The organism is Pseudomonas sp. HN2 (genome assembly GCF_020736465.1).
Classification (GTDB): domain Bacteria; phylum Pseudomonadota; class Gammaproteobacteria; order Pseudomonadales; family Pseudomonadaceae; genus Aquipseudomonas; species Aquipseudomonas moraviensis_A.
The window spans coordinates 184,236-198,693 of sequence record NZ_CP085885.1 but is presented as its reverse complement, the minus strand read 5'-3'; the positions used below and the strand labels follow the sequence as shown (position 1 = coordinate 198,693).

Sequence of the window (14,458 nt, the reverse complement as noted above, 5' to 3'; positions counted from 1 at the left end):
GGAGCTGCCGAAGGCTGCGATCTTTTGACTGTTAAAAACAAGATCAAAAGATCGCAGCCTCGTTTCACTCGTCAGCTCCTACGGGCTCCGTCTCGGTCACGTCAGGCGGTTTACCGGCTCGCGTTGGTCATCGCCATCGGCATGCAGAAAGATCACCCGCTGTTGCCCCAGCGGCGCGGGCAATGCCTGCTGCTGCACCGGCCAGAAATGCGTTTCCACGTGGCTGATATCGCCGTCCTGATCGTTGTGGATGGTCATCACGCCAGGCGTGCGCAGTTTCTGGAAACGCTCATCGCAGAGCTTGAAGCTTTTGCTCAGACCTTCATCACCAATCACCGGCGAGGGCAACCGGCGCTGAGCGAAGCTGCGGCTCTTGCGTTGCTGATAACGTGCCCAACCAATCAGGATCACTGCGTTGACCACCGCCACCCACAGATAAACCTGCAAGGTGCCCAAGGCATCGAACGCCGAGTGCTCGATGCGCGGGCCGCCGGTGGTTTCGATCAATGGCCATAGGCCGCGCACCAACAGGTACAGCAGGCCGATCCAGGCCATCACGGTGAGGATGACGTCGATCACCACCAGAAAGGGCCGTTGGCGAGTGCGGATAATTTTCATTTGATGACTTCCTCCTGCTCGTCGCCCAGCGGTCGGATGCCCCGATCAGGACTGACCCAGCGCGCGCGTTTCTTGTGTTGGCTGAACAACACTTTGGGGAAACTGACCAAAGTGGTCAGCAGACTGACGAGCCAGAACACCAGCGGGTACCAGACCACCCAGAACATGGTCTTGCCCAGACCCGGCTCATAGCGCCGATCGATAACGATGCTGACCGCGAACTGCACCAGACAGACCACCGCCAGCAACAGACCGGTGAAGGCCGGTGGCATCAAGTGATCCACAGCGATTGCATCCGGCATGACCATGAATTTGCCCATGCCCCAGAAAATCACCGACAACAGGAAGGTGAACGCCCAACCGGTGGACAGGCAGTATTCGAACAGCAGCGGCCACAGGTAACGATGGCGATACTGCCAGATGCCGCGAATGTTCTTGAACAGCACTTCGGCGCCGCCCTGAGCCCAGCGCAGACGCTGCTTCCAAAGGCCGCCGAGGGTCTCCGGCATGAGGATCCAGCACAGCGCGCGCGGTTCGTAAAAGATGCTCCAGTGATCGAGCTGCAGCTTCCAGCTGATGTCGATGTCTTCGGTGATCATGTCCGGGCTCCAGTAGCCGACCCGGTTCAGCGCGGTACGGCGGAACGCGACGATCACCCCGGAGACGGTGAAGATGCGCCCGAACACCCGTTGCGTGCGTTTGATCAGACCGATGATCGAGGAGAACTCGCCGACCTGCACCCGCCCGATCAACGTCGACCGTGTGCGGATGCGCGGGTTGCCAGTCACCGCGCCGAGACGTGCGTTATCCAGCATCGGCGCGACCAGATAGGCCGCGGTATTGGGCGCCAGCAAGGCGTCGCCATCGATGCACACCAGATATTCACTGCGCGCAGCAATCGCGCCCATGCGCAGGGCCACCGCCTTGCCCTGGTTTTCCGCCAGATGCAGGACCCGCAAACGAGGATCTTCCTTGGCCAGTGCGTCGAGAACTTCAGCCGTGTTGTCCTTGGAGCCGTCGTTGATCGCGATGACTTCGATGTTCGGGTAATGCTGCGCCAGTGCCGCGTGAATGGTGTCGGCAGCGTTGTCGCCTTCGTTGTAGCAAGGAATCAGGATCGAGATCAGCGGCTCGCCTTCCAGTGGCGGCGGCAGCGTGTCGTCCTGCCATGGCCAGTGGCGCTCCCAGTGCAACCAGAAATACAGGCCGCCGGCGATCCACAACCCGGACATGAACAGCGGGTAGAAGAACACGAACGACATCAGGAACTGGCCGGTCACCAGGAAAATCAGCCCCAGCGGAACGCCAAGAACGATCGCCAGAACAAGCAGGGCTAACAGTCTATCCAGCATGTTATGGATTCCATTTGTTGGAGAGTGCAGGCCTTACGGTTTTCAGGTCCGGCAGGTTGTCGAGGAAGTTGTCCGGGTAGTAACCGAAACTGGTCGCGCCCTGGCGCTTGAGCCGGCCCATCCAGTCCGCCAGTTGTGCGGCATCGATGTCGGCCTGATCCTTCTGGTTCCAGTCACGCGCCTGCAATTCGAACACCGTGCGATTGAGCGCACCGGGACGTTTTTTAACTGTGGCCACCAGGGTTTCCAGCCACGGCCCGGACTCGGCCCGGGTCTGTTTCTCCATCAATGGCATGGCCATCGGCGCCGTCCAGTCGTAGGTGGCGAGGAAATCGTCGAGATTCTGTGCGAACCACGCTTCGCTCTCGGGATTGAGCATCGGCTCGGCAAAGATGTTGCGCGCGGTCAGCACCTGCGGGCCGCGAATGGCGCGGACCCTGGCGGTCAGTTCGTTGGTGAAGTCGATCAGGTAGCGGCTCTTGAAGCGGGTCCAGCGTTGCATCGCCGCCGGGTCGTCGCGCAGCGCGGCGATCGAGCCGGGCAACCCATGTGCAGCGTAGGCCTTCAAGGCATCCGGGCTGGCATCTTCGAAGTCCGACAGCACTGCGTCGTCATGGTAGAGGACGCCATCGATCGAGGTCAGACTCGCCAGGTCTTCGTAGATTTCACCAATGGCTTTCCGCACTTCGGGATTGAACGGTGACAGGCGCTTGTACTGCTTTGGATCGACCGACGTGATGGCGGTCTTCGGGTCCCAGCGGGTCACCCGCGGCAGCTTCGAATCGAGCTCGAAACTCAGCACCGGCATCCATGCATAGACCTTCACATGAGCGCGGGTGCGCAGTTGCCAGGCGACGCGGTCGAACAGGTCGGAGCGCACCGGCAAGTGGCGGTTGGGGAAGTACAGCGAGTGCACCAGACCATCGCCCTTGGGATCGGCAAAAGCTTGCAGAAACACCGTGGTGGGGCCCAGGTCAGAAATGCGCTGCACCAGTTTGCCGAGGTTGATGTCCTGTTGCGCCGGGTCCGGATCGTAGACGTTATCCAGATCGACATGCACCACGCGCATCGCCAACTCTTCCTGCACCGCGACGATGCTGTTGGCAAAATGCTCGCCGTCAGGGTCGGAGGTAACGAGGAAGCGTGGCCCGCTCATCAGGTTGTCGAGGGTGTCGAGGCCGTCGTCCAGGGTCAGGGCCATTTCATAGCCCTCCTCGCCAACCACGCTCAGCGACGTGCCGTCAGCAGCGCCGTACGGCCAGACCCAGACCCGCGGTTTGTAACCGGTAACCTGGCGGATCTTCTCGGAAATAGTCTTCACGTCGGCACGAATGCGTGCCTGGAAATCGGCTTCGGACTCGTAGCGCTTGGTCACGGGGTCATAGCGCCGGGTCGCAGCGGCCGGCTGCAAGTTGCCCTGCGGGTTGGCGAGGATGCCTTTGTGGCTGGCGTCGGTATGGGCGGCGATCTCTACCAGCCCCGACCTGGAAATTTCGCGGACCTGCTCCCAGGTCAGAAAGTCCGAACGCTTGCGCGGCGTGCCGGCAAAGTCCACTGGCTGATTCAGCGGTGTGTCGATCCAGGTGCCGACCGGCGCCAGCAAAGCGTGCCAGTTGTAGGCGCGCAACACCGGCAAGACGCGGGTATAGAAGCTGGCATAACCGTCGTCGAAGCTGAGCAGCACCGCTTTCGCCGGCAGCTGCGGGCCACCCTTGCGTGCGGCCATGATCTGGTCGACGGTTACCGGTTTGTAGCCGTTTTCACGCAGCCAGGCGAGTTGCTCGATCATGCGTTCGGTGCGCACTGCCACCACGGCCTGATCGGGATCACGGTCTTCAACGTCGTGATAGGCGATGCCGAGCACATGGTTTTTTGGCCACGGTTGTTCACTGGCCGCGACCGGGCGCTCGGAGGGCGGCGCGAAGGCCGGGGCCTGCTGGGCGCAGGCGCTGATCAGCAGCGCTCCCAGCAAAAGGATGAAACGCGAGATAAAAGGCATCTTCAAACTCTTCTAGAAGCGGAAAGTGAGGTCGACGAGCAGACGCAGATCAGTTTCCCGATCACCGTCGTAAGGCCGGTTGATCACACTGAACATGCCGCCCACATCGAACACGTCGTTCCAGGCGTACCGTTGGCCGTAACCGAGCAACGCCATGCCGCCGGTGCCGTGGTCGCGCTGGCTGTAGGTGCCGGCGCCGGCCTGGAATTGCTGGCTCCAGGAAGTTTCGTAACGGTGGTAGAGGACGTGGTTGACGTTGACCAGCGGCATCACGCTGAAGTCCGACTTGGGGTTGAAGTACGGCACGTCATCGGATTTCGAGTTGTGGCTGGTGCCGACTTCCAGACCAGCATCGACCTGGATGTTCGGCGCGCTGTAGATACCTTCACGTCCGGTCACCAACGCTTCGACACGGTTGTTGCCATCGCTGAAGTGCGAGGGGCTGACCGAGACGCGCCACTCGCGGCTTTCGTTGGCGCGCCAGCGCAGGAATGCGCTGCCGCCATTGGCCTTGATATCGCTGTTGAGTGCGCGCAGCGGTGTTTCCGCCGAGAGGTATTCGAGGCTGCCGCCGTACTGCCAGTGATCGTTGATGTCGCGGGCGATCGCCAGGCGCGCGCCCTGTTTGTCACCGAAGCCGTAATCGTGATTCGACACTTCGGCTTCGAGGGTCATGTCACGGGTACGCCGTTCCAGGCCGACCCGTTGGAAGCGATGGTGGCCAGTCCCTTCGGCGAAATCACCGGTGGCATAACCGGCGCCGGCGAACACACGCCAGTCTTCGTTGATCGGCGGGCTGTACAACGTGCTCTGGATGCCGAAATCACGGCTGCCGCTGACCGCACCGGCATCGCCACTGCCGCCACCATTGGCCTTGCCGCCGTAGGCTTCGACGCGCAGTTCGGCCATGTCATGCACTTCGCGCTCGCGGGCCAGTCGCTGCACCTGGCGGTTGTCCGGATAGCGCGCGACCACGTCATCGACCAGCGCATCGTTCTGCCGCCACTCCTGCAACTCCATCGCGGTGCGCGCCTGAGCGACCTCCAGGCCCGCGTCGCGCGGTGCCGCGCTCTCGGCTTCCTTGAGCTGGCTTTCCGCGCGGCGCGGCATCTGGCGGGCGAGGTAGAGATCGGCCTGGGCCAGACGCAAGCCGAGATTGCCTGGCGCTTGCTCGATGAGAGTCTGCAAACGCTCTTCGCCGTGGGGCAGGTCGGAACTGTAAGTGCCGGCCTGCGCCGCGAGTTGCTGGGCGTCCATCCACTCATCGTTGGGATTGCCGATCGGCAGACCCTTGAGTTCGACGCGCGGACGCTGGGCTTTCGCCGCGTCTTCGGCGACCTTGCGCGCCTCGTCGGCGCGATCGCTTTCCAGCAGCGAGTAGTACAGCGCAGTGGTGTCTTCGAGACGATCACCGACATCGGCGTCAGGCGCTGAAAGCACCTGGCGATACAGATCGGTGGCGATCTCCGGCTCACGCTGATCGAGATAAGACGCCGCCACCCAACGCAGGGCGTAGGTCGGAATCTGCACGCCCTCGGCCTGCAGCTTTTGATATTCGCTGATGACGTCGGCGGTGCGCGCCCGGGCCTTGAGCGCCCCCATGCGGTCGATGCGCCAGCGCGTCACGTCGTCGTGGGCAGTGGCGTCAGGCGTCCAGGTCGCGAGCAGTTTGTCGTAATCGGCCAGCGCGCGGTCAGCGATGACGTAGCGTTCCTGTTCGCTGCGGGTGGCGAGTTCGGCGAGGCGCACACGTTCGGCGGCGAGATCGCCTTCGAGACGGCGCAAGGTCACCGGATCAATCAGACCGGGACGCTGACTGGCCAGGCGCAGCGCCGGTTCAGGCAGACGGGCCTTTTGCAGCGCGACCACGTACTCGCGGGCGACTTCCGGTTTGTTGCCGGCGCGGATAAACGCCTGATCGTATTCGAAGAGTGCGTCGTACTGCTTGCCGGCGCGGCCGAGGGCATAGCCCAAGGCCAGGCGGCGTGACGGATCATCGGGTTTGGCGGCGACCAGCGCCTGGGCACGGGTGACGGCCTGATCGGGCTTGCCGGAATCGGCCTGGGTCAGCGCCAGACCCAGTTGCAGGTCGGCGTTATCCGGTTCCAGCGCCAGCGCCTGGTTATAGACCTGGGCGGCCTGGTCCCAGCGCTTGAGGTTGCGATAGGCACGCGCAGCGGCGGTCAGCGCCTGAACCGGCAGGACGCGGTCGCGGCCCTGGGTTTCATAGACCTTGACCACTTCGGCATCGAGCCCGGCCCAACTGGCGATTTGCAGGTGATCACTGATCTGGCCATCGCTGGCCTGGCCCGGCGGCACCTGACGCAACACCGTCAACGCGGGCGTGTAGTGCCCGGCGCGAGCATCGCGGACCATTTCATCATAGGGTGTGTCGGCCAACGCCAGCAGCGGCCAGAGCAACTGGCTGCAGAGGGCGAATCGGAACAAAGGGCGCAAACCACGATGTACTACAGGACCATCAATACGCGGCATTCGTCAGCATCCTTACATGGCCAGCCGGGTCGCAATGCCCTCCTTGCCCATTCGTAACGGTGGCCGAGAAGACAGCCTTCGGCCAAGCTTGGTGAGGCAGTCTGCACGCAAGCGAGAGCGAATTTTCACATCGCAATAATTGTTCAGAATCGGCCCTTCTGTACAAAACCCGTACAGCAAAACGCCCGGCGCCTGTTCACACAGGGGCCGGGCGTCCGGGTGGCGCGCGGTGGATTTATTGCACTTGGGTGACGCCGGCGAACTTGCTCATCAGGAAGCCGATGAACTGTTCGACGGTCATTTTCTGGCCGTTGAATTCGACCTGATTGGCCGCGTAATGCAGCTTGGTCACCACGTTGGTGCCGTCGACGACGGCCAATTGCGAGCCGACCGCCATGCCGGCGAACATGTCCGCCGCTTCCCTGGACTGATCGACGATGGCTTTGGCGTCAGTCTGGCCATCGAGTTGCGCCTGCACGCTGAGCAGATCGACCAGCATCGGCTTGGACACTTGAATGTTCAGGTCGAGCAGCGCAATCAGCTGCTTGCCCAGTTGATCCGGTGGCAGGTCCATCGATTGCGGTTTGGTCAGGTCGATCACCAGATTGGCGCGGCTTTCACCGTTGGCGGTGTTGAACGAAAGGTTCTCCAGCGCCAGTTGCGGGCCGGCGGCCAGCAGCTTCTGCAGGTCGGCTTTGACCTGGGCGTTTTCCGCTTCGGTCAGGTTCAGCTCCGGTGCCGGCAGGCCCTGTGCGGCGGCTTCGGCGGCGGCTTTTTCGTACGGCTGCAATTTGGTCTGGTAGATCTGCATCAGCGACATGGTCGAAGGAATGTCGAGGTTCTTCAGGCTCATGGCCATGGCTGCCGAACCGACTTTCTTGTCGTTGAGCGTCACTTCGCCGATTTTGTAATCGGCACGGCCCGAGGCGTTGCTGCCGCTTTCTTCGGTGCGGTTCTTCATTTCGAAGTTCTTCACCCCCAGCACCATCGGTTTGGCGCCGAAGGTGGTTTTGCTGCTGGTCACTTCCAGGGTGTTTTCCCCGGTGTAGTAACCGTAGGTGCTCTTGGCGAGGTTGCTGGCCAGGGTCAGGCCGTTGAGCTCGATCTGCACCGGCGCCTGGTCTTCAGACACGGTGACCAGTTTCAGATTGTCCATGTAGCCGTCGGCCTTGACCTTCTGCGCCTGGGCGCTGGCGGCGATGTCCATACTCAGACCGGAAAACTTCAGGCTCGACTGCTCATCCAGGGCGGTTTCGAACGGCACCAGGTTGAGGGTGCTGGTGGTCGATTCGTCGTAGCCGATGTTGGTCACGCCCTTGAGCGGCGCGGCGCCGTTGGTGGCGGCGAACCATTTTTCTGTGGACGGGCTCTTTTCCAGTTCATAGTTGCTGGTGGCCATGACCGGCAGCCACTTCAGCGAAACCAGACGGGAGAACGGCAACGGGCCGTGTTCGATATGGTCGACGAACAGCAGCTCGACCGGCGCATCACCGAACATCTCGCCTTCGCCCTTGAGGCGATAGTGCGCGGTGCTGGTGAAGGTGTGGCGTTCCAGCGACACCAGCTCCAGCGACGCCGTGCCGTTGGAGCCGGCCATCGCGGTCTGCAGCTCTTTGTTGGCGTTGGTCACGGCGTTGTTCAGTACGCCTTCGATCTTGGTCCCGGTGTACCAGGCCCCGCCTGCGCTGATCGCGCCGATGGCAACAACGATTCCGAGGAGCACGCCTGCTGATTTATTCATGAATGACCTGATCGATTTCCGTGGCTGTGAATGAAGTCGTCTTCCTTGAACCCGGGATCGGGTCGCGGCTCGACTGTGCGCAATAAGCGGTGGAGATTAGCACCGGGCGCGGGGGACGGCCCACTGTTTAGAGGTTAAAGAGTGTCTGTGGGGGGAATGGACCGCTGACAGGGTTGAAGAGTTTCAGTGTCTGGAAGGACGCTATCGCGAGCAGGCTCACTCCTACAGGGGGAACGCATTCCAAATGTAGGAGTGAGCCTGCTCGCGATAGCGCCGGAGGATTCACAACAAATCAGGAATATTGGACTTCAATTTCATCCAGCTGATGATCGAAGCTCTTCAGCCGCGCGGTCCAGGTGTACACCAGCACTTCGAAGTCTCGATCGATCACCGCCCCGCCTGGCGCCTCCATCCGTACATCGCAGAAATCCAGCTGATAGCGTTCGCGGGCCATGGCCGTGGCGACATCTGACAGCTCGCGAGCATTGTTCAGCCAGTGCCAGCCTTCATCGGCGATCTGCTTGTCGAGTTCCAGGCATTGCTTCTTCAGAGCTTCGAGGCTTTTTTCCAGCGGCGTGCCGGTGAGTTCGCCCATGACTTCTGCAAAGGTACGCCCGGGCTGCCAGTAACTGCCCCAGAAGTAGCGGTCGAACACGGTTTCGACCCGGCGCAGGGCGACTTTGGTGTCCCAGATCAGCACGAGCATCTTGCCGCGCTCGAGCTGGCGCTTCTTGACCCGCTGCAGCTGAATCGAGGTCCAGGCGACGACGACGATCGCCATCACCGCGATCAGCGCAACGGCGCTGTCGAGAAAAACCATTGCCGTGTCAATCTGGTGGGCCAGCATGATCCCGTAGAAATATGTGGCCGAGAGCAGCACCAGTGCGACCAGAGCGCACCAGAAGCCGAGAGCGTAAGGGTTTTTCATTATTGGTTTCCCCTGGGCCAGCACGAGCAATGTGCATTGCAGGAGCGCTTGGCATGGGGCGCCCCTCCAACACTTCAAAGCATAGCAACGGCCTCAGGGTTTGCTGGCGCCCGAGGTGTTCGTTCGTCCGCTTTCCCAGCCACCGCCCAAGGCGAGGAACAAATCGATCTGGCTCATCGCGACCTGGGTGTTCGCGGCGGCCAGTTGCGCGGTGACATCGGTGTAGGTGCGGGTCGCTTGCAGGTCAGCGAGGAACGACTCGCGGCCGGCCTGGAAGAAGCGGTGCGTCTGCTCGGCGGCGAGCTTCGCCGACTGCTCGGCTTCGGCCAGTGCATCGCGGCGTTGCAGCAACGCGCTGTACTGGGCCAGACCGGTCTGGGTCTCGCGGATGGCGTTGAGCACCACACCGTCGAAATGCGCCAGCGCGCCCTGAGTGTTGGCCTCGGCCTCACGAATCCGCGCACGGGCGCCGTTGGTCGGCACCTTCCAGCTCAGCGACGGGCCGAAACCCCAGCGGTTGGTCGAAGGGTCACCCAGATCGTCGATGAGACCGACGGTGCCAATCGTCGCGCCGATGCTGATGTCCGGGTACAGCTCACCGGTGGCGATACCGATGCCCGCCGTTGCCGCCGCGAGACGGCGTTCAGCCTGACGAATATCAGGGCGACGCTTGAGCAGCGCAGCACCGTCCCCCACCGGCAGCCGTTGAGCGATCTTCGGCAACTCGGCGCAACTGGCCGTGCCCGCCGGCAATTGCTCGACCGGTTTGGCCAGCAGCATCGACAAACGGAACAGCCCGGCCTGACGCGCCGCTTCATAACGCGGCAAGTCGGCGCGCAGGGATTTGAATTGGGTTTGCGAGCGGGTGACCTGGGTTTCGTCGCCACGCCCGGCGTCACGCAGACGCTGGATCAGTGAAGTGCTCTGCGATTGCAGATCGAGAGAATGCTCGGCGATTTCCCGCTCTTCATTGGCGGCGCAGACCTGGGTGTAAGCGCGAACCACGTCCGCCACCAGCGTGATGCGTGCGGTATCGGCAGCGGCCTGGGTCGCATCGGCATTGGCTTTGGCCGCTTCGATGCCGCGCTGCAGGGTGCCCCACAAGTCGAACTGATACGAAGCGCTGATGCCGATGTCGCCGACGTTATCCACCGGCACTTTCTCCGGCAGCAGGAACGCCTGACCGGATTCCTGCAGACGCTGGGCGCCCATTTTCACGCCGCCACTCCAACCGCCAGCGGCCTCGGCCTCATCCACCTGAGCGCGCGCCCGCGACAGGTTCGCCGCCGCTACACGCAGATCGGTGTTGGACGCCATGGCCTGCTGCACCAGTTGATCGAGGCGCGGGTCTTTATACAGTCGCCACCAGTCGGCCGGCACCGGCGCCGAAACCACCGGTTTGCCAGCGATTGCCAGCTCGCCCTGAATATCCTTGCGCTGCGCTGCCGCGTCGGCAGGCACCTGATAATCCGGACCGACCATCTGGCAGGCCGAGAGCATCACGCCCAACCCGGCGATCAACCAGGCCTTGCTCATGGCTGCGGCTCCCGGGGTTGATCGTCGATGATCGACACAGTGGCGGTACGCCCGGCAATCATGCGGAAGTCGGCCGGTACGTCATCGAAGGCGATGCGCACCGGAATCCGCTGCGCCAGGCGCACCCAACTGAACGCCGGGTTGACGTTCGGCAGCAGGTTGCTGCCACTGGTGCGATCACGGTCTTCAATGCCGGCGACGATGCTTTCGACATGCCCGCGCAACCGTGCGCGGTCGCCGATCACGCGGATATCCACCGACTGCCCGACGTGAATGCCGTCGAGTTTGGTTTCTTCAAAATAGCCGTCGATGTGGAAGGAATTGCTGTCGACCACCGACAATACCGGGCGCCCGGCGGTGACGAACTCCTGCGGACGCGGCGCGCGGTCGTTGACGTAACCGTCGACCGGGCTGCGGATCACCGAGCGATCGAGGTTGAGCTGCGCACTGTCGACCGCCACCAACGCTTCGGCCAGCGCCGATTGCGCACGGGCCACCCGCGACTGGCTCTCTTCCAGTTGCTCGGCCGGCACCAGGTTGCCGAGGCCACGGTTACGCTTGGCTTCACGCTGCGCCTGGGCGAGGGTTTCCTGGCGATCAGCGACGGCGGCCCTGGCCTGGCGCAGGGCCAGTTTGAAGCGGTCCTGATCGATACTGAACAGCACCTGGCCACGCTTGATCAACTGGTTGTCCTTCACTTCGACTTGCTGGATCAACCCGGACACGTCCGGGGCGATCTGGATGATGTCGGCACGAATGTGGCCGTCGCGGGTCCACGGCGCGAACATGTAATACATCACCATGCGCCAGACGAGGACAACGGCAAAAGTCACGATCAGCAGGGTCAGGACCACGCGACCTATAGTCAGAAACGGTTTTTTCATGTCATCAGGTATCGACTGAGTGAGTCCACGCCGTACAGCAGCACGGCGTAGAGCGCCACGTTGAACAATGCCCGGTGCCAGACCAGACGGTAAAAGTGCAGGCGCTGCAGCACGCCATGCACCAACAGAAACAACACATAGGTAATGCCCATCAGCACCAGCAGGGTCGGCAGGAAAATGCCGCTGATATCCAGATCACCGATCATAGGGGCGCTCCATCGGGCAGCGGTTCTTCGGGCTCGGCGCTGGAGACGAATTCGACGCCGGGCAGCAAGGCCAGACGCAAACCACTCAAGGCGTGCAACAGGTGCAGACGGGTTTCATCGTCGCCCTCGCCGTTCAGCGCACGGCGGGTGCGATCAAGGGTCATCAGCAGACCGCTCTGCGCCGGCAGGCGTTCGTCGGCTTTGAGGCAGGCGCGGAAATACTCGCCGACCTCGCTCACCACCTGTCGCAACAGGGCGTTTGGCACGCCAGTGACGCGCGGGGTGTAGGCGAGCAAATCGAGCATATTCAAACCGACGCGCACTTCGCGCATGGCAATGCCGGTGTCCTGGCCGGTCAGGGCCAGACGCGGCAGGTGCTGCATCAGCCGATCAAGCAACTGCACGCCCAGTTGCCGATGCTCGGCGAGGCTGGCCGGTTCGGTCATGCTGACGATGTCTTTCCAACTGAATCGAGTCAGGCGCTTGGCCGCCAGCTCGGCACCGAACGGTCGCGCCACCAGCGTCCAGATAAAAGCGAACAACAGCCCCAGTGGCCCGGCGAGGTTGGAGTTGGCGAAGGCAAAAAAGTCCGCGTCGTAGGCACCCTGAATGCTGATGAACGACGAGGTATTGACCAGCGTCAGCAGCATGCCGAGGTAGAAACGCGGCTGCACCGTCAGGGTGCCGATGCAAATGAACGGCACGGCAAACGCCAGCACCAGCATGGGGAAATCGTGCAGGTTGGGCAGAATCAGAAACAGGTAAAGACTGGCGAACAGCACCGACATCCCGGTCCAGAAAAAGAATCGGTAAATCTGCGGGGCCGGGTCGTCCATCGAGGCGAAGAAGCTGCACGCCACCGCCGCCAGAATCACCGCACTGCCGCCATCCGGCCAGCCGAGCAGAATCCACAACACCGAAGCGACGATGATCGCCAGAATGGTCGAGGCCACCGAGTACAGCATCAGCCCGCGATCGATGAACGGCGTCAACCGGCCGAGGCGCCAGTGCCGGTACACGGCGCGCCAGCTGTCCTGGCGCTCGCACAGGATCGCATCCTGCAGGCTGCGGCAGTCCTGCCACAGATCGATGAATTCACCGAGGCGGTAGATCGCATTGGAGAACAGCAACTGTTTGCGCTCCTCCAGCGCTTCGGCACTCGGTTGCAACGCGTCGAGCTGATCGCGCAGTGCTTGCCAGCGCGCGAGATCGGCATCCGCATGGCTCAGCCATTCACGGGTGGCTGCGAGCAACGGCTGGAATTTTTCCACCAGCTCAGGGGTGCGCCGTTCCAGGGCGTATAGCGAATCCTCAAGCGCATCGATCACCGGCAGCAGGTGAATCATCCGTCCGCGCAGCTCCTTGGTGTTGCGCACGGTCTGTGGCCGCGCGCCTTCGTGGGGCAACTGGCCGATCATCAATTCAAGGCTGTTGAAATTGGCGACCATGGCCATGCGCAGCGCGGTGACTTCTTCCGGCTGCACATCGCGACTGAGAAACTTCAGGCTGTAGCTCGTCGCATCGGCGAACCACTTGCTTACCGCATCGTTGAACACCGGCGCCAGCCGGCGCGGCCAGAACATCGCACCGACCACCGCAGCAACGGCGATGCCAAGGAAAATCTCTTCGGTACGCGCCTCGGCCACATCCCACACCGCCAGCGGATTATCCACCACCGGCAGGGCAATCAACGGCAAGGTGTAGCCGGCCAGCATCAGTGCATAGCTGTTGGCCGTGCGCAAATGCAGGGACATGAACAGCAGAATGCCGGTCCACAAGGCAATGACCACCACCAGCACGTAGGGGCTTTGCACGAACATCGGCACGAACAGCACTGCCGCCGCCGCGCCGAGAAAAGTACCCGCTGCCCGGTATAGAGCCTTGGAACTGGTCGGGCCGAGAAACGGGCTGGAGACGATGTACACCGTGGCCATCGCCCAATACGGACGCGGCATTTGCATGAGCAAGGCGATGTACAGCGCAATCATCGACGCGGCAAAAGTACGCACCCCGTAAAACCAGTCACGGGCCGGCGGCATGCCAGTGAAAAAACCGTTCAAGAATTGACCACCACAGGCGAACTCGCCGCCTCAAAAGCCCTGAGTACCCGAAGCGTAGCTTCCAGATCGCTGCGCTCGATGCCTTCCAGCACTTCGTGGCGCAAGCGCACCAGCTCGGCCTCCACCGCCTGCACCAGCTCGCGACCGGTGTCGGTCAGGCTCAGGCACTTGGCGCGACGATCCTGGGCATCTTCGGTGCGGCAGACGTAACCGGCATGGCACAGCTGATCGAGCAAGCGCACCAGCGACGGGCTCTCCATCCCCGCCGCTTGGGCGACTTGCACCTGGCGCACGCCCTCGCCCAAACGCCCGATCATCAACAAGGGCACGGCGCAGGCTTCGGAAATTCCGTAATTGACCAGCGTGGTCTGGCAGATCTTCCGCCAATGCCGGGCGGCCACCACCATGGCGCTGCTGATGTTCATCTGGAGACTGTCGAGGGAATCGGACACGGGATAACTGACACTGTTAGTTTGCTAACTATCAATATCGCATTGGTGGGGAATTTCAGTCAAGTTTTGAAACAAATCTCTCCACGCTTGGCCGAGGCGTCCACAAGTTGGATTCGCAATTTTTCGTAGAAAAAATCTAATGCGAGTGACAGAACGAAATTTTTTTTACAGTAAGGAGGTTTTTTTTAC

Annotated in this window: 11 protein-coding genes; all 11 read right to left on the bottom strand. The window is 62.0% G+C overall.

Annotated features, from left to right (window positions below):
- Nucleotides 1-96 precede the first annotated feature (96 nt).
- On the bottom strand, nt 97-618 hold the full coding sequence (pgaD, locus tag LIS66_RS00845; RefSeq protein ID WP_042610161.1) for a poly-beta-1,6-N-acetyl-D-glucosamine biosynthesis protein PgaD: 522 nt from the start codon (nt 616-618) through the stop codon (nt 97-99).
- Nucleotides 615-1,970 (bottom strand): poly-beta-1,6-N-acetyl-D-glucosamine synthase, encoded by a 1,356-nt coding sequence (gene pgaC / locus LIS66_RS00840; RefSeq protein WP_042610160.1) that lies wholly within the window; start codon nt 1,968-1,970, stop codon nt 615-617. Before pgaC ends, pgaD begins: the two co-directional genes overlap by 4 nt.
- Before the next feature lies 1 nt (nt 1,971).
- A complete protein-coding gene (pgaB, locus tag LIS66_RS00835) occupies nt 1,972-3,969 on the bottom strand; it encodes a poly-beta-1,6-N-acetyl-D-glucosamine N-deacetylase PgaB (protein ID WP_227973413.1) in 1,998 nt (665 codons plus the stop codon).
- A gap of 12 nt (nt 3,970-3,981) precedes the next feature.
- Nucleotides 3,982-6,462: a poly-beta-1,6 N-acetyl-D-glucosamine export porin PgaA gene (gene pgaA / locus LIS66_RS00830; protein WP_227973412.1), complete on the bottom strand. Its 2,481-nt coding sequence runs from the start codon at nt 6,460-6,462 to the stop codon at nt 3,982-3,984.
- 235 nt (nt 6,463-6,697) lie between these two features.
- Complete coding sequence (locus tag LIS66_RS00825; RefSeq protein ID WP_065615327.1) at nt 6,698-8,203, bottom strand: YdgA family protein; 1,506 nt, start codon at nt 8,201-8,203, stop codon at nt 6,698-6,700.
- Nucleotides 8,204-8,495: 292 nt separating this feature from the next.
- Nucleotides 8,496-9,131 carry a hypothetical protein gene (locus tag LIS66_RS00820; protein ID WP_042610156.1) on the bottom strand — a complete coding sequence of 212 codons (636 nt, stop codon included), beginning with the start codon at nt 9,129-9,131 and terminating at the stop codon, nt 8,496-8,498.
- Between the two features lie 93 nt (nt 9,132-9,224).
- Nucleotides 9,225-10,667: an efflux transporter outer membrane subunit gene (locus LIS66_RS00815; protein ID WP_064361650.1), complete on the bottom strand. Its 1,443-nt coding sequence runs from the start codon at nt 10,665-10,667 to the stop codon at nt 9,225-9,227.
- Entirely contained in the window at nt 10,664-11,551 is an 888-nt protein-coding gene (locus LIS66_RS00810) for an HlyD family secretion protein (protein ID WP_227973411.1), read from the bottom strand. Before LIS66_RS00810 ends, LIS66_RS00815 begins: the two co-directional genes overlap by 4 nt.
- The gene (locus LIS66_RS00805; RefSeq protein WP_016772264.1) at nt 11,548-11,757 is read right to left on the bottom strand and encodes a DUF1656 domain-containing protein; all 210 of its coding nucleotides are present in this window, start codon (nt 11,755-11,757) and stop codon (nt 11,548-11,550) included. Before LIS66_RS00805 ends, LIS66_RS00810 begins: the two co-directional genes overlap by 4 nt.
- A complete protein-coding gene (locus tag LIS66_RS00800; protein ID WP_227973410.1) occupies nt 11,754-13,817 on the bottom strand; it encodes an FUSC family protein in 2,064 nt (687 codons plus the stop codon). Before LIS66_RS00800 ends, LIS66_RS00805 begins: the two co-directional genes overlap by 4 nt.
- Nucleotides 13,814-14,242, bottom strand: coding sequence for a MarR family winged helix-turn-helix transcriptional regulator (locus LIS66_RS00795; protein WP_016772266.1), 429 nt, complete (start codon nt 14,240-14,242; stop codon nt 13,814-13,816). The genes LIS66_RS00800 and LIS66_RS00795 overlap by 4 nt, the downstream gene beginning before the upstream one ends.
- Nucleotides 14,243-14,458 lie beyond the last annotated feature (216 nt).

Bases quoted from the DNA above. Each gene is read 5' to 3' on its own strand.
- pgaD (WP_042610161.1), bottom strand. From the start codon at position 618: ATGAAAATTATCCGCACTCGCCAACGGCCCTTTCTGGTGGTGATCGAC.
- pgaC (WP_042610160.1), bottom strand. From the start codon at position 1,970: ATGCTGGATAGACTGTTAGCCCTGCTTGTTCTGGCGATCGTTCTTGGC.
- pgaB (WP_227973413.1), bottom strand. From the start codon at position 3,969: ATGCCTTTTATCTCGCGTTTCATCCTTTTGCTGGGAGCGCTGCTGATC.
- pgaA (WP_227973412.1), bottom strand. From the start codon at position 6,462: ATGCCGCGTATTGATGGTCCTGTAGTACATCGTGGTTTGCGCCCTTTG.
- LIS66_RS00825 (WP_065615327.1), bottom strand. From the start codon at position 8,203: ATGAATAAATCAGCAGGCGTGCTCCTCGGAATCGTTGTTGCCATCGGC.
- LIS66_RS00820 (WP_042610156.1), bottom strand. From the start codon at position 9,131: ATGAAAAACCCTTACGCTCTCGGCTTCTGGTGCGCTCTGGTCGCACTG.
- LIS66_RS00815 (WP_064361650.1), bottom strand. From the start codon at position 10,667: ATGAGCAAGGCCTGGTTGATCGCCGGGTTGGGCGTGATGCTCTCGGCC.
- LIS66_RS00810 (WP_227973411.1), bottom strand. From the start codon at position 11,551: ATGAAAAAACCGTTTCTGACTATAGGTCGCGTGGTCCTGACCCTGCTG.
- LIS66_RS00805 (WP_016772264.1), bottom strand. From the start codon at position 11,757: ATGATCGGTGATCTGGATATCAGCGGCATTTTCCTGCCGACCCTGCTG.
- LIS66_RS00795 (WP_016772266.1), bottom strand. From the start codon at position 14,242: ATGAACATCAGCAGCGCCATGGTGGTGGCCGCCCGGCATTGGCGGAAG.